21 protein-coding genes are annotated in these 22,378 nt (G+C 49.1%); 17 read left to right on the top strand and 4 right to left on the bottom strand.

Annotated elements, in window-relative coordinates; genetic code table 11:
- Window positions 1–358: 358 nt before the first annotated feature.
- From EBB54_RS08875 to EBB54_RS08890, 4 genes are all read left to right on the top strand, one after another.
- The gene (locus EBB54_RS08875) at window positions 359–967 is read left to right on the top strand and encodes an RNA polymerase sigma factor (protein WP_243127591.1); all 609 of its coding nucleotides are present in this window, start codon (window positions 359–361) and stop codon (window positions 965–967) included.
- Window positions 964–1,857 carry a zf-HC2 domain-containing protein gene (locus EBB54_RS08880; RefSeq protein WP_125127154.1) on the top strand — a complete coding sequence of 298 codons (894 nt, stop codon included), beginning with the start codon at window positions 964–966 and terminating at the stop codon, window positions 1,855–1,857. Before EBB54_RS08875 ends, EBB54_RS08880 begins: the two co-directional genes overlap by 4 nt.
- A 104-nt stretch (window positions 1,858–1,961) precedes the next feature.
- Window positions 1,962–2,423 (top strand): MotA/TolQ/ExbB proton channel family protein, encoded by a 462-nt coding sequence (locus tag EBB54_RS08885; RefSeq protein WP_125127155.1) that lies wholly within the window; start codon window positions 1,962–1,964, stop codon window positions 2,421–2,423.
- 76 nt (window positions 2,424–2,499) lie between these two features.
- A complete protein-coding gene (locus tag EBB54_RS08890) occupies window positions 2,500–3,300 on the top strand; it encodes a DUF134 domain-containing protein (protein ID WP_125127156.1) in 801 nt (266 codons plus the stop codon).
- 17 nt (window positions 3,301–3,317) lie between these two features.
- Here the strand turns inward: EBB54_RS08890 and EBB54_RS08895 are convergent, their stop codons facing one another.
- Together EBB54_RS08895 and EBB54_RS08900 are read right to left on the bottom strand one after the other, a co-directional pair.
- Window positions 3,318–5,108 carry a BlaR1 family beta-lactam sensor/signal transducer gene (locus EBB54_RS08895; RefSeq protein ID WP_125127157.1) on the bottom strand — a complete coding sequence of 597 codons (1,791 nt, stop codon included), beginning with the start codon at window positions 5,106–5,108 and terminating at the stop codon, window positions 3,318–3,320.
- On the bottom strand, window positions 5,105–5,494 hold the full coding sequence (locus tag EBB54_RS08900) for a BlaI/MecI/CopY family transcriptional regulator (protein WP_004079117.1): 390 nt from the start codon (window positions 5,492–5,494) through the stop codon (window positions 5,105–5,107). Before EBB54_RS08900 ends, EBB54_RS08895 begins: the two co-directional genes overlap by 4 nt.
- A gap of 253 nt (window positions 5,495–5,747) precedes the next feature.
- Between EBB54_RS08900 and EBB54_RS08905 the strand changes: the two genes are divergently transcribed.
- The 3 genes from EBB54_RS08905 to EBB54_RS08915 all read left to right on the top strand — a co-directional run bounded on the left by EBB54_RS08905 (window position 5,748) and on the right by EBB54_RS08915 (window position 9,920).
- The gene (locus tag EBB54_RS08905; protein WP_125127158.1) at window positions 5,748–7,451 is read left to right on the top strand and encodes a DUF4091 domain-containing protein; all 1,704 of its coding nucleotides are present in this window, start codon (window positions 5,748–5,750) and stop codon (window positions 7,449–7,451) included.
- 28 nt (window positions 7,452–7,479) lie between these two features.
- Window positions 7,480–8,157 (top strand): Crp/Fnr family transcriptional regulator, encoded by a 678-nt coding sequence (locus EBB54_RS08910; protein WP_125127159.1) that lies wholly within the window; start codon window positions 7,480–7,482, stop codon window positions 8,155–8,157.
- Window positions 8,158–8,219: 62 nt separating this feature from the next.
- Window positions 8,220–9,920 carry an AAA family ATPase gene (locus EBB54_RS08915; protein ID WP_125127160.1) on the top strand — a complete coding sequence of 567 codons (1,701 nt, stop codon included), beginning with the start codon at window positions 8,220–8,222 and terminating at the stop codon, window positions 9,918–9,920.
- 61 nt (window positions 9,921–9,981) lie between these two features.
- Here the strand turns inward: EBB54_RS08915 and EBB54_RS08920 are convergent, their stop codons facing one another.
- The gene (locus tag EBB54_RS08920) at window positions 9,982–11,673 is read right to left on the bottom strand and encodes an FAD-dependent oxidoreductase (RefSeq protein WP_125127161.1); all 1,692 of its coding nucleotides are present in this window, start codon (window positions 11,671–11,673) and stop codon (window positions 9,982–9,984) included.
- Window position 11,674: 1 nt separating this feature from the next.
- Window positions 11,675–11,995, bottom strand: a complete 321-nt coding sequence (locus EBB54_RS08925) for a rhodanese-like domain-containing protein (protein WP_125127162.1) — start codon at window positions 11,993–11,995, stop codon at window positions 11,675–11,677.
- A 221-nt stretch (window positions 11,996–12,216) separates the two neighbouring features.
- Here EBB54_RS08925 and EBB54_RS08930 point away from each other — a divergent pair, with 221 nt between their 5' ends.
- The 10 genes from EBB54_RS08930 (at window position 12,217) to ybaK (ending at window position 22,314) form a co-directional block, all read left to right on the top strand.
- Window positions 12,217–13,920: an AAA family ATPase gene (locus EBB54_RS08930; RefSeq protein ID WP_125127163.1), complete on the top strand. Its 1,704-nt coding sequence runs from the start codon at window positions 12,217–12,219 to the stop codon at window positions 13,918–13,920.
- 49 nt (window positions 13,921–13,969) lie between these two features.
- Complete coding sequence (locus EBB54_RS08935; protein ID WP_125127164.1) at window positions 13,970–14,212, top strand: oxaloacetate decarboxylase; 243 nt, start codon at window positions 13,970–13,972, stop codon at window positions 14,210–14,212.
- Window positions 14,213–14,698: 486 nt separating this feature from the next.
- Window positions 14,699–15,166 (top strand): DUF2712 domain-containing protein, encoded by a 468-nt coding sequence (locus EBB54_RS08940; protein ID WP_125127165.1) that lies wholly within the window; start codon window positions 14,699–14,701, stop codon window positions 15,164–15,166.
- Between the two features lie 245 nt (window positions 15,167–15,411).
- A complete protein-coding gene (locus tag EBB54_RS08945; protein ID WP_004079100.1) occupies window positions 15,412–16,170 on the top strand; it encodes a hypothetical protein in 759 nt (252 codons plus the stop codon).
- 17 nt (window positions 16,171–16,187) lie between these two features.
- Window positions 16,188–16,343, top strand: coding sequence for a hypothetical protein (locus EBB54_RS30115; RefSeq protein ID WP_154677782.1), 156 nt, complete (start codon window positions 16,188–16,190; stop codon window positions 16,341–16,343).
- 191 nt (window positions 16,344–16,534) lie between these two features.
- On the top strand, window positions 16,535–17,815 hold the full coding sequence (locus tag EBB54_RS08950) for an AAA family ATPase (RefSeq protein WP_125127166.1): 1,281 nt from the start codon (window positions 16,535–16,537) through the stop codon (window positions 17,813–17,815).
- 229 nt (window positions 17,816–18,044) lie between these two features.
- A complete protein-coding gene (locus EBB54_RS08955) occupies window positions 18,045–19,916 on the top strand; it encodes a TIGR03960 family B12-binding radical SAM protein (protein WP_125127167.1) in 1,872 nt (623 codons plus the stop codon).
- Entirely contained in the window at window positions 19,894–20,616 is a 723-nt protein-coding gene (locus EBB54_RS08960) for a TIGR03936 family radical SAM-associated protein (protein ID WP_004079091.1), read from the top strand. The genes EBB54_RS08955 and EBB54_RS08960 overlap by 23 nt, the downstream gene beginning before the upstream one ends.
- On the top strand, window positions 20,613–21,815 hold the full coding sequence (locus EBB54_RS08965) for a ribonuclease E/G (RefSeq protein WP_125127168.1): 1,203 nt from the start codon (window positions 20,613–20,615) through the stop codon (window positions 21,813–21,815). The genes EBB54_RS08960 and EBB54_RS08965 overlap by 4 nt, the downstream gene beginning before the upstream one ends.
- Before the next feature lie 16 nt (window positions 21,816–21,831).
- On the top strand, window positions 21,832–22,314 hold the full coding sequence (gene ybaK, locus EBB54_RS08970) for a Cys-tRNA(Pro) deacylase (RefSeq protein WP_125127169.1): 483 nt from the start codon (window positions 21,832–21,834) through the stop codon (window positions 22,312–22,314).
- Window positions 22,315–22,378 lie beyond the last annotated feature (64 nt).

Here is a 22,378-nt window from a genome sequence, read left to right on the forward strand (position 1 = left end):
ACTTTTACATTTTTAATCGTAACACGGACATCCAGTTTTCGGGGAATTCCATTCTCCATAGAATCGTTTCATCGGGAAGATATTTTTTTATACAATGTTTCAGCTCTTTGTGCTATATATGACGAAAGGCTCCCACAGGAGCCTTCCGGACCGAAGGCTTCACAAGTTTCTCCGGTACGATCACTGAACACAATATAACAAAAAAAAGAGGCTTTGTCAACCACTTCGATTCCTATTCAGTATATGCAGACAGGAAAAAAATACACACGTTCTTTCCCCGAAGCTGCAAATTTATTAAAAAAAATAATAATTTATGTAACGAACCCTCGTTTTTTCGGATATATAGAGGAGAATACAGATGACCGGTTCACGCGGTGCTGCATGCCCGTTGGGGGGCGGCCCTGATGTATTCTCTGGATACGAATACGGCAGACGTACCGGCCGGACATCTGCGGGTTCCGTTTCGAAGGAGGTGAGCGCCCTGAAAGAGATTGAAAAAGCCTATACAAAGCATGCAAAGGACGTATATCGGTATCTGTTAAGCCTGTCCCACGACGAAGATCTGGCGGAAGAGCTGACGCAGGAGACCTTTTTCCGGGCCATGCGCACCATCGACCGTTACGACGGAAGCTGCAAGCTGTCGGTGTGGCTCTGTCAGATTGCAAAGCACCTCTGGTATCAATGGCTCGACAAGCGTTCCCGCTGGAATCAGGTGGAGCTTACGGAGGATGTGCCCTGTCAGGAATCACCGGAGAAAGCCACCCTGCTTTACATGGAAAAGACCGCGCTGTACCAGGCAATCCACACCCTTCCCGATCCGATGCGGGAGCTGGTCTATCTGCGGCTGACCGGAGAATTTTCCTTCGCGGAGATCGGCAGAATCCTGGGAAAAAGTGAAAACTGGGCGCGCACCACATTTTACCGGGCAAAACAAAAAATCATAGAAGAAATGGAGGCAGAGAAATGAAGTGCTGCATTGTAAAAGACCTGCTGCCAGGCTATATCGACGGTCTGACCAGCGAAGAGACCAATGAAGAAGTGAAAATACATCTGGAAAACTGCAGCGCCTGCAACACGATTTATAGGCAGATGACAGAAGAAATCCCCGTGGAAATACCGCCGGCGGAAGAGGAGATTGATTTTCTGAAAATGTTAAAAGAACGTATGCACCGGAAATACGTGATCGTCGCCCTTTCCACCTGCGCCGTGCTGATCGGAACTACTATATTTCTCAAAGATTATAAAATTCCGGTTCCCTATGACTCCGCCTGTATGACGGTGGAAGTGTTTGAGGCTGCATATGTGCCCAACCAGTACGGCCTTCGGGAATGGCAGTATCAGGATCTGACGGCCGGGCGGAAAACAGATGCTGATCAGACAGCTTCGGAGCCGGACGCGGCCGAAGGAGAGGAAACAGGGACGCAGGATTCGGAGGCGGCTGCTTTGAAACCGGACACGGGCAAAACAGAAGCTTCCGGGGAATATGAAACCAGGGAGAGACTATGTTTTGTCCTGAATCTGTCAAAGGAGCAGCAGAGGACTCTAAGGATCAATGATTTCACATCCCAAGGCCGGACGATCCAGCGGAACGGCAAGACTGTAAGGGTCGTGTATTACTGTTATACCAAAACGCTGTGGAACAGTCTGCTTTCGGATAAAAACACCTTTGTCAATGCTATGATTTCCGAGGGAGCCGTCTATGAAGAGCATCTTTTCCGGAATGCCAATACAGACGATCAGCCGATCCAACGGGAGATTTACTATCTGCCGAGCGTAAAAGGGTTTGACCATCTTTCGGACGAAGAGTTTGACGCACAGAGGGAAGGGGCCGAACTGGTCTGGAGCGGAGTCATTTAAAGAATAGGATGCCTGCTGAAACGGGACATCAGGACGCGTTTTTCGCAGGCAGGATTCAAATTTGTAATTCGGACGTTTAGACGTGGAAAGGAGAAGTAGAAATTATGTTTTACGGAATTTACTTAGCGGGAATTATTTTCTGGATTCTGAGAGGAATTGGAGGTGGGTTTGGAACACTGCTGAATTATATGGACGGGTTCACCGGGATGTTTGTTCTGGTTCCCTGTGTGCTGATTTTATTCTGCACCCAATCCTTCAAAGCGTTCGGAAGGGCCTTCCTGTTTGCGTTCGGCAAAAGGGACGGTTCCGTTGTTTCATACAGGGAAAGCCTGCTGGCGGTTAAAATGGTGATGGGAATCTCCGGTCTGTTTGGATTCCTGGGCTTTCTCATAGGAATGAGCTCCAGCATTCGTTCGATGGAAGACCTTTCGTCCATCGAATCCCTGGGCTGGCTCACGCTGGATCTGTCGGTGGCTATAATTTCATTGGTCTATCCGCTGCTGATCTGTGTCATCCTGCTGCCGGTCTGCTTTATGCTGAAAAAACATCTGACGAACAACCTTTGAGCATTCTTTTTTCTTGAATTTCACATTCTGCTGTGTTATGATATTATCGTCATATGTCGGAAACGGAGGTGGAGTCATGGCAAGGCCGGCACGATGCAGGAGAATTTGTTTTGAACCAAAGTATGACAGCTTTGCCCCCTGCGGGGCCAAAGGGACGGAACAGATTGTTCTGACAGTGGATGAATTTGAGGCGGTTCGGCTCATTGACCAGGAAAAGAGAACCCATGAGCAGTGCGCCGGACAGATGGGCGTTTCCCGCACCACGGTCACGGAAATGTACGAACGGGCCAGGTCAAAAATAGCGGACTGTCTGATCCATGGGAAGACACTTTGCATTTCCGGCGGCAATTATGCACTCTGTGACGGTTCGGCATGGAGATGCTGTGGAAAAAAATGCAGCAAGGCCGGGCAGGAGTCCGTACAGGACGCAGCCAGGCCGAAAAAGGAGGAAAACAGAAAAATGAAGATTGCAGTCACTTATGAAAACGGAACTGTATTCCAGCATTTTGGGCATACAGAGCAGTTTAAGGTTTATGAGATCCAGGACGGAAAGATTGAGAAGGCCCAGGTGGTCGGTACAGACGGAAACGGCCACGGGGCTCTGGCAGGGATGCTTTCGGCCCTGCAGGTGGACACGCTGATCTGCGGCGGAATCGGGGCAGGTGCGCAGAATGCGCTGGCAGAGGCCAATATCCGGCTCTACGGCGGCGTATCCGGCAGTGCGGACGAGGCGGTGGAAGCCCTCCTTGCCGGAACGCTCTCATTCAATCCGGATGTCCGCTGCAGCCACCACGAACACCATGGGGAAGGCCACAACTGCGGAACGAATCCCCATGGATGCGGCGGACATCACTGCGGAGGGCATGAAGGTTTCTGACAATGGGCTGAGCCTGTTTACAGAAGCTTCTGCAGGACATCCCATGTGATTTCAAAGGCGGCGCTGCCTGTGGCTTTCTCTGAATCCCGCAGGTTTGCCGCAAAGCAGCAGGTCTGTCCGTTTGGCCGTTCCAGAAAGCCTACGAACCATCCGTTTGCGTTTTTTTCATCTTTCCTTCCTGTGCCGGTCTTTCCGTACAGCGTTCCCGCAGGTGTTTCGGCCAGGAACAGCGCCTCTTTCACGGCACGGAGATTCTCCTCCTGAAACCCCCATTTATTTTCCAAAAGGCCGGACAACAGAACGACCTGTTCTACCGGAGAGATCTTCAGGGACGAGCCTGTCCAGTAAGAGCTGCTCCCGCCGGCCAGATCCCGGTTTCCATATCCGATCCGGTCGTAATAGCGATACAGCGCCGGAAGGCCGGTCTGCCCATCCAAATCCTGGAAATACCAGTTTACGGAGTTCTCCATGGCCGTCCTCAGAGTCTGATCCTGATTCCAGGCAGCAAAGGGCTGCGGGCTTCCATCCCATGTCCGGGCGGTGGAACCAGGCGCAATGACCCCTTCCTCCAGGGCAAACAGGGCGCTGTAAATCTTGTATGTGGATTCCGGCGATACACGCTGCTCACAGAGTTCTTTGTTATAGATCTGAAAATGGTCACCGGCTGTATCGTAGAATACAAAAGCGCCGTTTATCCCGTCAAAATCTGAAGACAGGTCTATGGCTTCCCAGTCCCCGTCAGAGAGCCGGAACACCGGAGCGCCGCCGCCATAGGCCGTATACAGGGGGCTAAAGCCAAAAACAATCAGCAGCGTCAGAAGAAAGATTCCCATACTTTTGGCTTTTCGGGACAGGGAATCAGCCTGGTGATCCGCGATTTCCTGGATTCGCTGCCGAAGGATGTGCCTGCTCCCGCCGATGCCGGATACCGGAGAAAGGAACACGCCCCGGCGCATATGCCCCGCATATTTGAGGAGGGTGCGCCCGTAATCAGCCCCCAGTTCTTTTCCGATCACCTGGATGACGGCATGGTCGCAGGCCGCCTCACGGTCCCTGCCCATCCTCATGAATCCGTACCAGACCAGGGGATTGAACCAGTAAAAAATCTGCAGGATACATGCGGCCCCATTGAGCAGGGTATCCCGATTGCGGCAGTGCTGCAGTTCATGCAGAAGGATATAGCGGATTTCCTCATCTGAAAACCGGATGTCCAGATCCTGGGGAATCAGAATCTCCGGCCGAAGCCAGCCGTAGGAGACGGGGCTTTGAATCCCGCAGGAGGCGTACAGCCGAACCCTGCGCCTGATGCGAAGCTCCCCCATGCATGCCTGGAATCGGCCGTATAAAGCCGGTTCGCTGTCTTTCGTGACGGGTACCCCGTTTCTGCGCAGGCGGTAAATCCCGAATACCGTAACCATCAGAAACGCTGCTGCCGTAAGCATACCTGCGGCCCATACCCAGCCCCAAAGGGCGGCAAGCCACACATGGGAACCGGTGATCCCTGCGGAAAAATCCCGGATACCCAGGTCTAATGGCAGCAGATCCCTGCCCGCCGCCGCAGAAACGGCAGAGTCCGGCCCGTAAGCCGCCTGAGAGAAAAAAAGCCGGATTTCCCGGAAGATTTTTTCGGGCCAGGACAATTTATAGGGCACAAACGGCAGTGCAAGGGCAAGCAGAAGCGGCCCCCAGAGGCGATACTGCATGCTCAGCGTCAGATGGTTTTTCAGCCTCTTCTTTGCCACCAAAAAAAGCGCAAGCAGCAGGCTGATAAACAGATTGCAGATAAAAAAACGAACCGGAAAATTCATGGCCGTTCCCCCTGCTTTCTTTTGGCGTCCAGCAGGTCGTATAAATCCTGCAGTTCCCTGTCAGAGAGCTCCGAATCGGAGAGGAAGGCGGAAAACATCGTCCCCACCCTGCCATCGTAAAAACGGTCGAGAAAATGGTGGTTCTCCTGCTCCAGATAGCTGCTTTGGGAAATCAGCGGAAAATAATGGTACATCCGTCCCCTTTGCTCATAAGAGACGGCGTGCTTGGCCGTCAGACGGGACAGCAGGGTATGGATGGTTTTCTGGTTCCAGTCGTGGGTCTGCCGCGCCTTTTCGCAGATCTCGTTGGTGCTGAGCGGATGCCTGGCCCAGAGGATTTTCATGATCTCATACTCCGCCTCTGAAATTTGCGGTAATTTTTCCATAGTGTATCTCCTTCATGCAGGGCTTGTGAGTCCCTGCTCCTGATCGTTTTCGTTGTACTCCATTGCCTTTCTATTATATAAAAAGCGCCGGTGTATTGCAAACGTTACTTTATTGACCGGACGCCGTGTGAACCAGTAACTTATATACGCAATGCTGTACTAGAGGATTGACCTTTTGGGAAATACCGATTAATATATTGTGTAAGTAAGAGGAACACAGATCAAATTTTGAGTATTGAGAAGGAGCAAATCTATGGAAGCACAGGAACATATGTTAAAAGTCAGGCTGATTTCCGAGATGGAAAAGGTACTTCCCACCCGGGAGCCTTCAGGGGACGGGGCGGTCAGCCGATGGAGCGTCCTGAAAGGGGAGAGGTCTTCCTTTCAGATCGCATACTATGGCGATGTGGAGCGAAAGCAGACGGGAACCATCCGGGTCGAAGCTCCCGACGGAATCTGCGTCCATGTAAAAAAAGTAGGGCTTTCGCCCTGCGCCTATCCATGCCACAGGGAGCGGGACGAGGGATATCTGACAGCAGAGCCTGGGATGTATCCGGACGTCCTGGAGGACATAACGGAATTTGGATTTCCGATTATTTCCGGCCAGTGGCGGAGCCTCTGGATCGAGGTGGAGACCAGTGAAACCACGCCGGCCGGCGAATACCCCATCGAACTCACACTGGAAAGCGCGGCCTGCGCGCCGGGGATGAAGCCGCTGTCCGCGAAGATAGGCGTAACGGCGGAGGTGATCGACGCAGTGCTTCCGGAGCTGAACCTGATACATACGGAATGGTTCCACTGTGACTGCCTGGCGGACTATTACAAAACAGAGATATTCAGCGAGCCTCATTGGCGCATCATCGAAAACTTTGTGCGCCATGCGGTAAAACGGGGCTGCAATATGCTGCTTACGCCTGTATTTACACCGCCCCTGGATACGGCAAAAAATGGGGAACGCCCTACCGTACAGCTGGTGGATGTGACCGTGACCGACCAGGGGTATGCATTCGGATATGACAGGTTTGAACGCTGGGTAGACATGTGCAGGCGCTGCAAAATCAAGTATTTTGAGATTTCCCATCTGTTCAGCCAGTGGGGCGCCAAGGCGGCGCCTAAGATCGTCGCGAATGTAAATGGAGAGGAGCGAAACATCTTCGGATGGGAGACCAGGGCCTCCGGCAAAGAATACCGGGAATTTCTGCGGGCATTTCTTTCTTCTTTTACGGAAGAGATTGAACGGCTTGGGATCGGGGCGCAGTGCTTTTTCCACATATCCGATGAACCGGAGGAACAGGATCTGGAGTCCTACCTGGATGCCAAACATCTGGTGGAAGAGTATTTGTCCGGATACCGTATGATCGAAGCGCTTTCCAATTACGATTTTTATAGACAGGGGGCTGTAAAAGAGCCGGTATGCGCCAGCAACCATATTGAGCCGTTTCTGAAAAACCGTCCTCCCAGGCTATGGACGTATTACTGCACCGCACAGCATCTGGACGTTTCCAACCGGTTCATCGCCCTTCCGGGTTTCCGCACGAGAATCCTGGGCGTACAGCTTTATAAATATGCCATCGATGGGTTTCTGCATTGGGGATACAATTTTTATAACAGCGAGTTTTCCAGATATCCCATTGATCCTTATCAATGCACCGACGCGGACGGGGCGTTTCCTTCGGGAGATCCTTTTCTGGTATATCCGGGCAGGGACGGACAGCCGGTGGATTCCATCCGGTCCATGCTGATGGAGAGGGCCATGTCGGATCTGCGGGCCATGGACTGCCTGGAAACACTGACAGACCAAAAAACGGTGATGGAATGTCTGATGGAAGAAGCATACGGGGAGATCACCTTCACCGCCTATCCGCAGAATGCCTCCTACCTTGTGCAGGCCAGGGAAAAAATCAATGCCGCGATTCAGGCGGCAGTTGAAACTCAATCCAGGAAACCCCAGTCATAAATCAGAGCTTTGGAAAGGAGTATAGGGTATGTGTGATACGATGGATCTGCCGTTTGAAACTTATCTTCCTGTCTGGAACAAACTGACTGCCGCCCAGAGGCAGCAGATTTCCGGCAGCACGGCAAGGCGTACCGTGAAAAAAGGAACCATACTCCACAACGGCAGTATGGACTGTACGGGGCTGCTGATCGTGAAAAGCGGACAGCTTCGGGCCTATATCCTCTCCGAGGCAGGGCGGGAGATTACCCTGTACCGCCTGTTTGACCTGGATATCTGCCTGTTCTCCGCCTCCTGCATCATGCGCTCGATCCAGTTTGAGGTCACCATCGAGGCGGAAAAGGACACGGACCTGCTGGTCATTCCCGCCAAGATCTACAAAGGGATCATGGAGGAATCCGCGCCTGCGGCGAATTTTACGAACGAGATCATGGCCTCCCGTTTTTCGGAGGTAATGTGGCTTTTAGAACAGATCCTGTGGAAAAGCTTCGACAAGCGCCTGGCCGGATTTCTTCTGGAGGAAAGCGCCCTGGAAGGGACGGATTTTCTGCGGATCACCCATGAGATCATCGGCAGCCACCTGGGCAATCCCCGGGAAGTGGTCACCCGGATGCTCCGCTATTTCCAGAGCGAAGGGATGGTCCGGCTGTCCCGGGGAACGGTGGAGATTTTAGACCGGGGGAAGCTGCACGGACTCTGTACGGAATAATACATCTGGGAAAAACGGATTTCATCCAGGGCGAGCGTTTTAAGAAGGAGGCCATAGATACTATGGGACGAAAAAAGCTTCCGATAGGGATTGAATTTTTTGAACATTTTAAGAGAGATCATTTTTACTATGTCGATAAAACGGGATTCATCCGTGATCTGCTGAATACGAGAGGGAGTGTGAATCTTTTTACAAGACCCCGGAGATTTGGCAAAAGTCTGAATATGGATATGCTGAAGACTTTTTTCGAGATCGGGACAGATCCGTCTTTATTTGATGGCCTGGAAATTGCCGGGGAGAAGGAACTCTGTGAACAGCATTTGGGAAAGTATCCGGTTATCTCCATCAGCTTAAAGGATGTGGAAGGGCTGGATTTTCAGACAGCATGCGGCATGCTGGGGATTACGGCCGGCAAAGAAGCCAGGCGTTTTAAGTTTCTTTTGGAAAGCGATAAACTGATGCCGTATGAGAAAGAAAAGTTGATTCGCCTGATGAAGGGCGATTTCGAGAAAGAAATTGATCTCTACAACAGCCTTGGCTTTTTGACAGAATTGCTTTTTACGTATTACGGGATTCCTGTAATCGTTCTGATTGATGAGTATGATGTGCCTTTGGATAAGGCATACCGGCATGGGTATTATCCGGAGATGGTCGCGCTCATCCGTTCCTTATTCAGCCAGGTGCTTAAAACCAATAAATCCCTGTATTTTGCAGTGATTACGGGATGCCTGCAGATTGCGCGGGAAAGTATTTTTACGGGCCTGAATAACTTCAAGGTGCGGACGATCTCAGATGTGGATTTTGCGGAGTATTTTGGATTTACGGATCGTGAAGTCAGGGAAATGCTGCAATATTATGGGGTGGAAGACCGTTTTGCGGATGTAAAAGAATGGTATGACGGTTATCGTTTTGGAAATACAGATGTGTACTGTCCGTGGGACGTAATCAACCAGTGTGATAAAATGCGTGCAAAAAAGAACAGCCCTATGGAATCCCATTGGGAAAACAGCAGCAGTAACGCGATTGTAAGAGACCTGATTCAGGATTCCACGGACGCGGCACGAACGGAGATTGAAACATTGATTTCCGGAGGTTGTATTGAGAAGACTTTGATTCCGGAACTGACTTATACAGATCTGGACAGTGAGGATCAAGGCCTCCGGCAGTCCTATCTGTGGAGTGTTCTTTATTCCGCCGGATATCTGACAGATTCCGGGGAACCTGACGGCCGAATCCACAGACTGGTTATTCCCAATAAGGAGGTTCTCGGGATTTACCAGGACCGAATCTATTCATGGTTTCGGGTTAGAGTGACGGGCAATACAGAAAAATGGCAGAAATTCTGCACGGCTTTGGAGACAGGAAATGCAGAGGAAGTAGAACGGATATTCAACACGTTTCTGGAGGATTCCATCAGTATCCGGGATACCTTTGTCCGAAAGGAAATGAAAGAAAACTTCTATCACGGCCTTTTGTTAGGTCTGCTGACAGCAGAGGGACGATGGCTGGTCAGATCCAACGCAGAATCCGGCATCGGATATACAGATATTATGCTTGAGATCCCGTCAAAGGATATCGGCTGTGTTATTGAAGTAAAATACGCAGAAAACGGAGCGTTTGACAGTGCATGCCGTGAAGCAATGCATCAGATTGAAGATGGCAGATATGTGACGGCACTTAGAAACAACAATATGCAGATTATCCATAAGTATGGCATTGCATGCTGTAAAAAGAGCTGCAAAGTCCTGTACAGCAAGGAATAAACGCAGTCCATTTCTTGCTGTACAGGCCCTCCTGCTCTTTGGAGTATCTCATTTTCACATCTCAGTGCTCCATCCCGCAGGGCGCGGCAGTCTCTGTCAGGCGGCGGTCATGCATCACGGCGCTGTAGAACCGAAAGCCGCCGGAGAGGTTTCGGCAGGCAAAGCCGTATCCGGAGAGTATCCGGCAGGCAATATAGCTGCGCAGTCCGCTCTGGCACATAACATAGACCGGCTTTTTGTCTGGAATCTCTCCTAAGCGTTCCCGCAGCGCGTCCACGGGAATGTTTGCAAAGCCGTCAATATGTCCGTTCTCATATTCTTCCGGGGTGCGGACGTCCAAAAGGGTTACGCTTCCGTCGCGGGGCAGTTTGGCCACATCCCTGGGATGGAACTGCTTCAAATTCCCTTTTGCGATATTATCAATCATGAATCCCGCCATATTTACCGGATCTTTGGCAGAAGAATAGGGCGGCGCATAGGCCAGGTCAAGCTCTTTAAGCTCTGTAGCTTTCAGCCCTCCGTGAATGGCCGCGGCCAGCACGTCGATGCGTTTGTCCACGCCTTCATATCCGATGATCTGGCCGCCTAAAAGGCGGTACGTGCCTTTCTCAAAAAGGACTTTCATGGTCATCAGCCGGCCGCCGGGATAGTAGCCGGCATGGCTCATGGGGGAGAGGACCACTTGGTCGGTCTCAATACCGGCTGCCTTTGCGTTTCGCTCGTTCAATCCGGTGACAGCCGCCGTCAGATCGAATATTTTGATCACGGAGCTGCCCAGAGACCCAACGTAGCGGCTGTCTCCGCCGCAGATGTTGTCTGCCGCAATGCGGCCCTGTTTATTTGCGGGGCCGGCCAGGGAGATCAGGGCATCCTGCCCGGAAACGGCGTGTTTGACCTGTACGGCATCCCCCACCGCATAGATATCCTGCGCCGAGGTTTCCATCCGGTCATTGACCAGGATGCTGCCTTTGATGCCCAGTTTCAGCCCCGCATCCCGGGCCAGCCCGGTATCCGGGGTGACGCCGATGGAGAGCACCACCATGTCGGCATGAAGGGGCGCCTCGTCTTTCAGCAGGACATCCATACCTCCGTCTTTTTCCTCAAAGCCTTCCACCGTATGCCCAAGTATCAGCCGGACGCCGCGTTTCCTCATCTCGCCGTGGATGAAGGCGGCCATATCCGCGTCAAAGGGGGTCATAAGCTGCCTGGGCCGCTGGACAATGGTAACGTCCATCCCGGATTCCCGCAGGTTCTCCGCCAGTTCCAGGCCGATAAAGCCGCCCCCTGCCAGCACGGCAGATTTTGGCTGGTTCCGTTGGATGTAGTCCTTGATTCGGAAAGTATCCTCCACCGTCCGCAGGGTAAACAGCTTTTCCAGGCCAACGCCGGGAAGCCGGGGCTGGGTCGGTTTTGCTCCGGGAGAGAGAAGCAGCTTGTCGTAGCTCTCCTCAAATTCAGAGCCGTTTTCCAGATTGCGCACCGTGACTTTTTTCTCATCCGGATGGATGGCAATGACTTCATGGCGTACTTTCATAACGACCCTGAAGCGTGAGAAGAAGCTTTCCGGCGTCTGGAGCGTCAGATCCTCCGGATCTTCAATGACTCCGCCGATATAATAGGGCAGGCCGCAGTTTGCGTAGGAAACATACCCGGAACGTTCGAACACGATGATTTCCGCCTGTTCATCCAGCCTGCGGATTCTGGCCGCCGCGGTCGCCCCGCCTGCGACGCCGCCTACAATCACAATTTTCATATCACATCTCCACCTTTCCCGAATAGGAGGCAATGCCTCCGATATTTTTCACATTTTGATATCCCATTTTTATAAGCCGGCTGACTGCCTGGCTGCTTCTGCTTCCTGAGTAGCAGTATACAAAGACCGGGGTGCTTTTATCGCTGATCACGCCGGCTGCCTGCTCCAGAGACTGCAGCGGCACATTTCTGCTCTTGGGGACATGCCCCTCCCGGTATTCCTGCGGGGTGCGGACATCCAGCAGAACGGCGCCGGGGACGGCACTGTAATCCTTTAAGCCCTGATTGATATCAGGGGAACGTAAAAAATCGAATAAACCCATATGGTTGTACCTCCTGGTTGTTTGATGGATATAGTATAATGCATGGAATTGGAAATGACCGTGATGATGTCACAGAAGGATGGATCTCGGATCATCATCAAACTGCTTTTTATGAATATATGAATATTTCCATTGAATCGGCAATCCAAAATTGCTATACTATCCATATGCTGTGAAACGTCTAACGAAATCTGGAGGGGATTGGAAGGAGTCTATAAGCGATGGTGATGTGGAAAAAGAAACTCCCGATCGGAATTGAAAATTTTGAAGAACTCAGAAAAGAAGATTTTTATTATGCCGACAAAACAGGGCTTATTGTTGAATTACTTCGGAATTGGGGAGCGGTAAATCTCTTTACCCGTCCGCGAAGATTTGGGAAAACTCTGACGATGAGTATGCTGGAACGCTTTTTCTCATTGGATGGGGATAAGAGTATTTTTGATGGGCTGGAAATTTCAAAAGAAGCTTCGCTTTGTAAGGAATATATGGGGAAGTATCCGGTTGTTTCGATTTCTTTGAAAGGGATTGACGCGAGATCCTATGAGACGGCATATCAGATGGCAGTCCAAGTGATCATAGAAGCTGCCGCAAAGTTCTACTTCCTTTTAGACAGCGAAAAACTCAATGATCATGACAGAGCAGAATACGAACAGCTTCTGGATAAAAATATGAATGAAGGTATGCTTGGCATCAGCCTGAAACGGTTGTCAGGAATGTTGGAAAAACACTATGGTACAAAAGTGATTCTGCTGATTGATGAATATGATGTCCCTTTGGCAAAGGCACATGCGAATGGATATTATGACCAGATGATTTCTTTGATCCGAAGTCTGCTTGGAGAGGCACTCAAAACAAATAACAGCTTGAAATTTGCAGTACTGACAGGATGCCTTCGGATCTCGAAGGAGAGCATTTTTACCGGGCTTAACAATCTGAAGGTATTGACCATTGCAGACGAGCGTTTTGATGAGTATTTCGGTTTTACGGATACAGAAGTGAAAGAACTTCTGGAATATTATGGTGTATCGGATCATTATGAGACCGTAAAAAGGTGGTACGATGGATACCAGTTCGGAAATACGGAGGTGTACTGCCCGTGGGATGTGCTGAACCATTGCGACAGGATCAGAGACAGCCGGGATGCGCAGCCGGAAAACTACTGGATCAACACCAGCAGCAACGACGCGGTGAAGAGATTTATCCAGGAATCGGCAAATGCGGCAACAAAACGGGACATCGAACGTCTGGTAGCAGGGGAAACCATTATAAAGGAAATCCATCAGGAACTTACGTACCCGGAGATCTATCAGACGGTTGACAATATCTGGAGCCTGCTCTTTACAACCGGCTATCTGACCCAGCGCGGAAAAGCGGAGGGAAGGCAGATGAAACTGGCCATTCCCAATCTGGCAGTCCGGGATGTGTTTGTGACCCAGATTATGGATTTTTTCAAGGAGAATGTCCGGGAAGACGGGGATACATTGAACCGCTTCTGTGATGCCCTGCAGCATGGGGATGCGGAAACCGTTGAGCAGATTTTCGCAGAATATCTGCGGAAAACCATCTGTATCCGTGACACAGCCGTACGGACGGACATGAAGGAAAACTTTTACCATGGGATTCTTTTGGGAATCCTGGGCGTGAAGAACCGATGGGGTATCTCCTCCAACCGGGAGATGGGCGAGGGATACGCGGATATCCTTGCGGAACCGGACACCGGGGATATGGGAATTATCATAGAAGTAAAATATGCCCATGACGGAGATCTGGACGCAGCATGCAAAGAAGCCTTGAAACAGATCGAGTATACCAGATATGAAAAGGATCTGGAAGACGACGGGGTAGACAATATACTGAAATATGGAATTGCATGTTATAAAAAGCGGTGCAGGGTCTGGATTATGACAAAGAATTGGCAGCAATAAGAATTAGAGTAGAGAAATCAATACATCAGGATTGAGAGGAGTTCAATGCATGAAGAAGATTGTAGGAATTATTTTGGCGGTAATCGGAATTGTAACGGCAGCAATCAATCTGGTTTTTAAAGTGAATGGACAAACGTCCGTAGCCAGGTCGGTGTCTGTGATTGGTGGCGCAGACGGACCGACTTCCATTTTTCTTGCCGGAAAAGTAGTAGACACTTCAGCAGTGATAGGGATGGTTGTGGGGATCCTATTGCTTACAGCCGGCATTTTTATGATTGCAAGAAAAAAATAACCAGTTTATATAATAATTCTTTATCCCCTGTTTAAAATGGAACAGGCAATACTATGTGCAGAGCCTTACCTCTGCTTCGCACTGGCTTTTCTTCTCCAAAACAAACCACTGGTATTTATCGCTTTCGTCTTGGACATTATTCGATATTGGATGAAAATGAATTTGTTATATAGGCAACGGTTCTGACTGCCTGAAACAGGATTAAAAATGATTTATACATATTCAAGGGCTGTCGCATTAAGTAAATCTGATGCGACAGCCCACTTATATTTTGGCGTATTATTTAGCTTTTTGTCGTTACAATGCAGAGAAACAATGTAGAGTTCCTCATGGCTATGATATTTGTACACAGAAGTATTTCTGATTGGGTTATATAGAACACGAGAGACTGTAATAGAACGTGATTATCTGGTAAAAAAGTCTCAGGGTCAGAAAATTAGAAAAAAATCCAATTTTGGTTTTTCTGAATAAAAATGATGTATAGTAATGCTTGTAAGAAACAGTACTGTTTATAAAAATAAAAAAGTAAAGGAGAAAAACATTATGTTCAAAAAACAGATTCTCAAATTAAAACATGGAAAAAGATTGATTGGCGCAGGACTGCTTGGCTTGATGCTGATGGGATCAATAACGGCATTTGCCGGAAATACCAAAGATAGATATTATAGTGCAACTGTCGGTGCGAGCGGCTATTCTACGCCAGTCAGATCAAAGCTGGATTATACATCTTCATATATTTTACATGAAGGAGACAGAGCGGTATATGCAGGGGTTTACAGTGGAGGGGTGAATTACTCAGCCAATGGTAGTTCCTATTATGTGGCTGTGGGAACATCCTCATATCTTCCAAATTATGTAAGAGAAAATGGAAAGAGTAGCTGCTGTTTACGTTTGACTCCTGCGCCAGCAGGATCATGCTATTTGCATGGATGGTGGAGTCCGGACAGTATTTGATATAAGAACTGTTTAAAAGTGACTTATGCCCTGAATTATACAAGAGGCAGTTATTGTGTAAGCAGGTATATACAAGTATGTAAAGAAACAGATCACAGGGAATGTTTTGAATTGAAAGCATTCCCTGCTGTATTTTTTTCACTTGTGTTTGAATACTATGGGAGATGGTAAAATCTATGCGAAATCTGAATTTCATTGTGTTAGATTGAGTTGCTGAAAATACACTTTGTAAAGAGAGGTAAGGTATGAAGAAAGCGGTTATTTCAGGAATAATGGTTGTCCTTGTGATTCTGGGGATTGGAATCAGTTATATGCAGTTCCAGGGAAAAGCCCTGCAAAGGAAGAGCCCTTCAAAGGAAGAGCAGAAGTCTATGGAAGAGAATGATAAAAGGATGGAAAATCTGATGCTGCCGGGGCAGGAGGGGGAGATTGACGAGAAGTCAGAAGCATTTGCAAAGGAATTACAGGAAAAAGCAGGGCTGACGGTAGACCCCAAAAACATAGCGTCCGTCGGCAGCCCGATCACGAGCGGGAACTATTCTTTTACGGTAGACAGCTGGCGGGCCTCAAAAGAATCTCCTGGCTACGCGCTGCCGGAAGGGATGGATTTTAATGCATACGGAGATTTTCCGCAAGTGGATGCAAATGGAAACATTACGAATGAATTTACCAATGTGATCGCAAATATTACGGTGGAGAATCTGTCAGATGAGCCGATTACGGGGGACGGTCTGTGGGGCTACCTGACATTGCAGGCTTTTGATATGGGGGAATTTATCAGTGAGGTGCAATATCTGGGAGAAGAAACACCGAGAGAGAACGGCCATAATTATTTTAAGGAATCCTTTGCAGCAGGTGAGATGAAAAGCTATCCGGTGGTCTTTTTTATGCCGGATGACATATTGAACAGCCAGGAAATCTACCTGGAGATTGATACTAGCGGAGCTAATCCCCAGCCATCAGATCCAGAATATGCTGTGAAGCGTTTTATCATATTAAACTAACACGATAAATGTTATTTATGTTAATTGCAGGTGTTGGAATTAGTAATATTCTTTACAGAAATGGTCTGCTTACAAAAGAGCAGCGGGAATCTCGCAAGGAGAATAAAAAAGAGAAGGAAGTGCTGATAAAACCTGAACAGAAAGAAAGGGTGTGGAATATTAGCCAGAAATAATAGAAATCTAGAAAACAAGGTAGTGGGGTTTTGATAGAATTCCATTACAGAAGTAGATAAAAATGTTCTCCAGGTGTCTGCCTGGAGATTTTTATGATTTGTCGCAAAAATATTTTATGGAAAAATATTGCATAAAAAATATAACGTGATACAATAGATATAATTAAAAAGATTATTTGGGAGGAATAACAATGATTATTGAGTTGAGAGCAAAAAATTGTTTTGCGTTTGAGGATCAGATTATCTTTTCAATGAAAGCTGACATGAGAAATAAAAAGTTTTCTTCCAATGTACACAGAGAAAATAATTTTAATGTATTAAAAGTTGCAGGTATATATGGACCTAACAATGCGGGGAAGACTTGTCTGGTTAAATGCATTCGTGAGATAAAGAATATATTATTAAATCACGATACAAGAATTATGGAGAATCTATTTACTGAAAATCCGGTATGCGAACTGGGTATAACATTCCTTAGCAGTGGCAGAGAATTTTTTTATAATATTAAATATAATATAAAAAAGAAAGAATATGTTTACGAAAAGTTCGGAGAGATTTTGAAAGATCCGTATTCTAATGAGAAAGTTGATGTTTGGTTGTTGAAAGACAATGAGAACATGCAATATGAATGCATTGATAAGGAAATTATTCCAATGATTTCAATAGTAACCCAGAATCATCTTCTTTGTTATCTTATAGATGTTAATAAGTTTGAGCATTTAGCAGAAATGAAGAAAATTATTACAGAATTTGCAGAAAAAATTGATATTATAAATATGAATAATATTCCGCTTCAGAAGACGATTAATCTTATGAAGAATGAAAACAACCTCCAGGACAAAGTAGTGAATTTTATAAAAAATGCCGATTTATATATGGATAATTTCAAATATGTTGATATGGATGAATTGAATTTGATAGTAGAGGAAGGAAAAGAGCAGCCTGACGAAAAGGTTCTGGCTATTAAGAATGAAATTATTGATAAGATCCGTTTAGTTTCTGTATATAAAGGGATTTCAGTTCCTAGTATCCTTTTTGATTCTACCGGAACGAAAAAAATTGCAGCGTTAGCAAGTTATATTATTGAGGGATTGGAACAAGGAAGAATTCTTGTAATAGATGAATTAGACAGTAGTATTCATTTTAAACTTACAAGGGCGATTGTAGCGATGTTCAATAATGAATTAAATACAGAAGCACAAATGATTTTTACAGTGCATGATATTAATTTGATGGATTGTAAAAGAATGTTCCGAAAAGAGCAGATATGGTTTGTCCATAAGGATGAAGACGGCGTGTATGTATATTCATTGGCGGATTTTACTGCACAGCAGGGTGTGCGGGATACAACAGATATTATGGAAAAATACAGGAAGGGTGCATTGGGCGCTTTGCCGGATCCTGAATTGTTTCATTCGCTGTTAGATTTGAAAGGAAACAGGAGAGGGGGAGTTCCGAGAGATGAAGAATAGACTTCCCAAATGGACTATTTGATGAAAGAGGATTACGATTGGATAAGGGCAATAAATTCCATATTAGAAGAATAGTATGGGAACTTGTAAGACATTTAGGATATTTGCTTGAAGTTCTTCCTTAAAATGTATATAATATTGGCAATTGAGTTCCAACAGATGCTGTCTGTTTTTGAACGGCAATGCCGGAGAATATCGTAAACTATATACAAAAACCGAAAGGAATCCTATGAGAAAACTAGCCTTAACTGATGAAATATTACTGAATATCGAGAAACCCGCCCGCTATACCGGCGGCGAGGTGAACAGTGTCATGAAAGACACTGAAAAAGTGGACATCCGCTTCGCCATGTGTTTTCCGGACGTCTATGAAATCGGCATGTCTCACTTAGGCATCCAGATCCTCTACGACATGTTCAACCGCCGGGAGGACGTCTGGTGCGAGCGGGTCTATTCCCCCTGGGTGGATCTGCACAAGATCATGAAGGAGCAGCAGATCCCCTTATTCGCACTGGAATCCCAGGAACCGGTCCGTAAGTTTGACTTCCTGGGCATCACCCTCCAATATGAGATGTGCTATACCAATGTGCTGCAGATCCTGGACTTAAGCCAGATCCCCCTGCACAGCGCAGACCGCACCTGGGAGGACCCCATCGTCATCGGCGGAGGGCCCTGCGCCTACAATCCGGAGCCTTTGGCGGAGTTTTTCGACCTGTTTTATATCGGGGAAGGGGAGACGGTCTACGACCAGCTCCTGGATACCTACAAGCGCTGCCGCCGGGAAGGGAACAGCCGGCTTCAATTTCTGGAATGCGCGGCCGGGATTGAAGGAATCTATGTCCCGGGGCTCTATGAACCGTCCTACCATGAGGACGGCACCCTGGCAGATTTCAGGCCGTTAAGCCCCCATGCCCCGGCAAAGGTGAAGAAGCAGGCCGTCATGGCCATGGACGAAGCGGTGTATCCCATGAATCCTGTGGTTCCCTTTATCAAGGCCACCCAGGACCGGGTGGTGCTGGAAATCATGCGGGGGTGCATCCGGGGATGCCGGTTCTGCCAGGCCGGGATGATCTACCGGCCCACCCGGGAGCGGAGCGCAGAGACCTTGAAGCAGTATGCCAGAACCATGCTGGACAATACCGGGCATGAGGAAATCTGTCTCAGCTCTTTGAGTTCCAGCGATTACTCCGGGCTGCAGGAGCTGGTCACGTTCCTGATCGAGGAATACCAGGGACGGGGGATCAACATTTCCCTGCCCTCCCTGCGGATAGACGCTTTTTCCCTGGATGCCATGCAGAAGGTTCAGGATATCCGCAAGAGCAGCCTGACCTTCGCGCCCGAGGCCGGCTCCCAGCGGATGCGCAACGTAATCAATAAAGGGCTGACCGAGGAGGACATCCTGGAGGGAGCCGGACAGGCGTTTGCGGGAGGCTGGTCAAAGGTGAAGCTGTACTTCATGCTGGGGCTTCCCACGGAGACCGAAGAGGATATGCAGGAGATCGCGGTCTTAGCGGACAAGGTAGCCCGGACCTATTACGAGATTCCAAAGGAACAGCGGCATGGAAAATGCCAGATCACGGCCAGCACCTCCTTCTTTGTGCCCAAGCCCTTTACTCCATTCCAGTGGGCCTCCATGTGTCCGGCAGAGGAGTATGTGCGCAGGGCCGCCGTGGTGAAGCACGCGTTTGCAGGCCAGCTCAACCGAAAGAGCCTAAAGTACAACTGGCACGATGCCGAGGTGACCATATTGGAAGGCGTCTTCGCCCGGGGAGACCGGAGGGTGGGGCCTGTCCTGGAAGAGGCTTACCGCCTGGGCTGCCTGTTCGATTCCTGGACAGAGACTTTCCACAATGAGCCCTGGATGCAGGCGTTTGAAAATACCGGCGTAGATCCGGATTTTTACACCCTGCGGAGCAGGAGCGAAGAGGAGCTCTTTCCCTGGGATTTCATCGAAATCGGCGTGAGCAGGACGTTTCTACGCAGGGAATGGGAGCTTGCCATGAAAGAAACCGTAACGCCCAACTGCCGGCAGCAGTGTTCCGGCTGCGGGGCATCCGGCTTTGGAGGAGGGGTATGTCATGAAGGTAAGAGTGAAGTTTAAAAAATACGGAAGTCTCCGGTTTATCGGCCATCTGGACGTGATGCGCTTTTTCCAGAAGGTGATGCGCAGGGCACAGATCCCCATCGCCTTTACGGCAGGGTACAACCCCCATATGATCATGTCCTTTGCAAGTCCCTTGGGGATCGGACTGACCAGCGAGGGGGAATATTTTGATATAGAACTCTCAGAACCTATTTCCAGTTCTGAAGCCGTTCGAAGGATGAACGAGGTGACGGCCGAAGGAATCGAAGTGGTCAGCTTCCGGCAGATCGCGGAGGAAAAGAAAATGACCGGCATGGCCATCGTGGCGGCGGCCGATTATCTGGTGGGCTTTAAAAATGAAACGGATGGGGCGGCTATTACAGAGAAAATAATCACCGATTTTTTACGGCAGCAGGAGATTGTGGTTCTGAAACAGACCAAACGCAGTGAACAGGAGGTCAACATCCGTCCGCTGATCTACCGGATGGAGCTTACGAAATCCGGCATATATCTCCAGCTCGCCGCGGGAAGCGTGGAGAACCTGAAACCGGAGCTTGTGATGTGTGCATTGTATCAGTTTGCCGGAATCTGTGAGGCTTCTGCCGGACTGAGCCGGCACAGGCTGGAGATGTACGCGGATCTGGCCTCTGAGACGGAAAAAGCGGCCGGCATCCGCAGGCTCGTACCGTTGGACGCATTGGGGAAGGATATGGAATGACGAGGAAAATTCTGATCATTAAAGAAGAGGAATACATCTGTACTTATTTTATAGAAGACGGGGAGATCGTGGAGATCCATCCGGGCCCTCAGCAGGAGACGCAGGGGCAGCAGGCCGTGCTGGGCAATATTTATATCGGAAAGGTCCAAAACATCGTGGCCAATATCGGGGCGGCGTTTGTGGACATCGGCGGCATCAACTGCTACTACGATGTGAGCCAGGTTTCCCATGCCATCTTTACCAAAAAAGCGGGAAAAAAGCCGCTGTGCATCGGTGATGAGCTTCTCGTGCAGGTAAGCCGGGAAGCGGTGAAGACAAAGGCGCCCACGGTCAGCAGCAATATCAGCCTGACGGGGCGTTATGCGGTGCTGACCTCCGGCAACACCAGGATCGGCGTGTCCGCCAAGCTTCCCAGGCCCCTTCGGGAGGATTATAAAGAGCGCCTGCAGGACTGGAAAAACGAGGAATACGGGGTGATCGTGCGCACCAACGCCAAAGATGTGCCTTCCGAAACCGTGCTGGAGGAGCTCTCCAAGCTTCGAAGCCGTTTTCAGGAATTAAAGCGCATCTCCCTCTCCCGAACCTGTTTTTCCTGCCTGTATACAGCCGCCAGGCCGTATCTCACGGATCTGAAAAACGTATATACCGAAGGACTCTCGGAGATCCTTGTGGAAGACCGGGAGCTCTATGAGGAGATCCTGGAATATTCCCGCCGGGAGCAGCCGGAATTTGTGGAAAAGCTTCGCCTGTATGAAGACCCACTTCTGTCCCTGGGGAACCTTTACAGCACCCGATCCGTCCTGGAAGGGGCACTGAGGGAGCGGGTCTGGTTAAAGCACGGCGGCTATCTGATCATACAGCCTACCGAAGCGCTGACTGTGGTGGATGTCAACTCCGGAAAATGCGTCTCCAAAAAGAGCCGTCCCGATGCCTTTCTGCAGATGAACCTGGAAGCGGCCCGGGAGATCGCCAAGCAGATCCGGCTTCGGAACCTCTCCGGGATCATTGTGGTGGATTTTATCAACATGGAAAAAGCAGAGGATATGCAGCTATTGCTGCGGGAATTTCGAAAAGTTCTTTCTCTGGACCCGATCCAGACCACGCTGGTGGACGTAACCGCGCTGCAGCTTGTGGAGGTAACCAGAAAGAAGCTCAGAAAGCCGCTGCATGAGTGCTGCGGGTCAAACAATCTGCCTTGATAAGGGGGGACATCAAATGGGAAAGAAAGAACTGAAAACCAACGCCATGCGGATGCTGGAAAAACTGAAGATTCCTTATGAATACCTGACCTATGAATGCCCGGAGTTTGTAAGCGGCATTTCCACCGCGGACTTAACCGGCCTGCCCCATGAGCTGGTTTACAAGACGCTGGTCACTACCGGCAAAAGCGGGGAGCATTTTGTATTTGTGATCCCCATCGAGGCGGAGCTGGATCTGAAAAAGGCGGCCAGGGCAGTGGGAGAGAAGTCTGTGGAAATGCTGCCCGTGAAGGAGATCACGAAGGTCACCGGATATGTACGGGGCGGCTGCACGGCCATCGGGATGAAGAAAAAATTTCCCGCCGTTCTGGACGAAAGCGCCCGGACACTTGACCGGATCTATGTCAGCGGCGGGAAGATCGGGATGCAGTTAAAACTCAGCCCGGAGGATCTAAAGCGCGCCGCCGGCGCGGAATATGCGGATGTGCTGCAAAAATAAAAGTTTTGATTTACAACCTTTTCGGAAAGCGTTATAATATGATTCGACCGTCATACATCCGTTT

It is taken from the genome of Schaedlerella arabinosiphila (assembly GCF_003885045.1).
Lineage (GTDB): Bacteria > Bacillota > Clostridia > Lachnospirales > Lachnospiraceae > Schaedlerella > Schaedlerella arabinosiphila.

What these genes read in the sequence shown, in the direction of transcription:
- EBB54_RS08875 (WP_243127591.1), top strand. Translation starts at nt 359, where the DNA reads ATGACCGGTTCACGCGGTGCTGCATGCCCGTTGGGGGGCGGCCCTGAT.
- EBB54_RS08880 (WP_125127154.1), top strand. Translation starts at nt 964, where the DNA reads ATGAAGTGCTGCATTGTAAAAGACCTGCTGCCAGGCTATATCGACGGT.
- EBB54_RS08885 (WP_125127155.1), top strand. Translation starts at nt 1,962, where the DNA reads ATGTTTTACGGAATTTACTTAGCGGGAATTATTTTCTGGATTCTGAGA.
- EBB54_RS08890 (WP_125127156.1), top strand. Translation starts at nt 2,500, where the DNA reads ATGGCAAGGCCGGCACGATGCAGGAGAATTTGTTTTGAACCAAAGTAT.
- EBB54_RS08895 (WP_125127157.1), bottom strand. Translation starts at nt 5,108, where the DNA reads ATGAATTTTCCGGTTCGTTTTTTTATCTGCAATCTGTTTATCAGCCTG.
- EBB54_RS08900 (WP_004079117.1), bottom strand. Translation starts at nt 5,494, where the DNA reads ATGGAAAAATTACCGCAAATTTCAGAGGCGGAGTATGAGATCATGAAA.
- EBB54_RS08905 (WP_125127158.1), top strand. Translation starts at nt 5,748, where the DNA reads ATGGAAGCACAGGAACATATGTTAAAAGTCAGGCTGATTTCCGAGATG.
- EBB54_RS08910 (WP_125127159.1), top strand. Translation starts at nt 7,480, where the DNA reads ATGTGTGATACGATGGATCTGCCGTTTGAAACTTATCTTCCTGTCTGG.
- EBB54_RS08915 (WP_125127160.1), top strand. Translation starts at nt 8,220, where the DNA reads ATGGGACGAAAAAAGCTTCCGATAGGGATTGAATTTTTTGAACATTTT.
- EBB54_RS08920 (WP_125127161.1), bottom strand. Translation starts at nt 11,673, where the DNA reads ATGAAAATTGTGATTGTAGGCGGCGTCGCAGGCGGGGCGACCGCGGCG.
- EBB54_RS08925 (WP_125127162.1), bottom strand. Translation starts at nt 11,995, where the DNA reads ATGGGTTTATTCGATTTTTTACGTTCCCCTGATATCAATCAGGGCTTA.
- EBB54_RS08930 (WP_125127163.1), top strand. Translation starts at nt 12,217, where the DNA reads ATGGTGATGTGGAAAAAGAAACTCCCGATCGGAATTGAAAATTTTGAA.
- EBB54_RS08935 (WP_125127164.1), top strand. Translation starts at nt 13,970, where the DNA reads ATGAAGAAGATTGTAGGAATTATTTTGGCGGTAATCGGAATTGTAACG.
- EBB54_RS08940 (WP_125127165.1), top strand. Translation starts at nt 14,699, where the DNA reads ATGCTTGTAAGAAACAGTACTGTTTATAAAAATAAAAAAGTAAAGGAG.
- EBB54_RS08945 (WP_004079100.1), top strand. Translation starts at nt 15,412, where the DNA reads ATGAAGAAAGCGGTTATTTCAGGAATAATGGTTGTCCTTGTGATTCTG.
- EBB54_RS30115 (WP_154677782.1), top strand. Translation starts at nt 16,188, where the DNA reads ATGTTAATTGCAGGTGTTGGAATTAGTAATATTCTTTACAGAAATGGT.
- EBB54_RS08950 (WP_125127166.1), top strand. Translation starts at nt 16,535, where the DNA reads ATGATTATTGAGTTGAGAGCAAAAAATTGTTTTGCGTTTGAGGATCAG.
- EBB54_RS08955 (WP_125127167.1), top strand. Translation starts at nt 18,045, where the DNA reads ATGAGAAAACTAGCCTTAACTGATGAAATATTACTGAATATCGAGAAA.
- EBB54_RS08960 (WP_004079091.1), top strand. Translation starts at nt 19,894, where the DNA reads ATGAAGGTAAGAGTGAAGTTTAAAAAATACGGAAGTCTCCGGTTTATC.
- EBB54_RS08965 (WP_125127168.1), top strand. Translation starts at nt 20,613, where the DNA reads ATGACGAGGAAAATTCTGATCATTAAAGAAGAGGAATACATCTGTACT.
- ybaK (WP_125127169.1), top strand. Translation starts at nt 21,832, where the DNA reads ATGGGAAAGAAAGAACTGAAAACCAACGCCATGCGGATGCTGGAAAAA.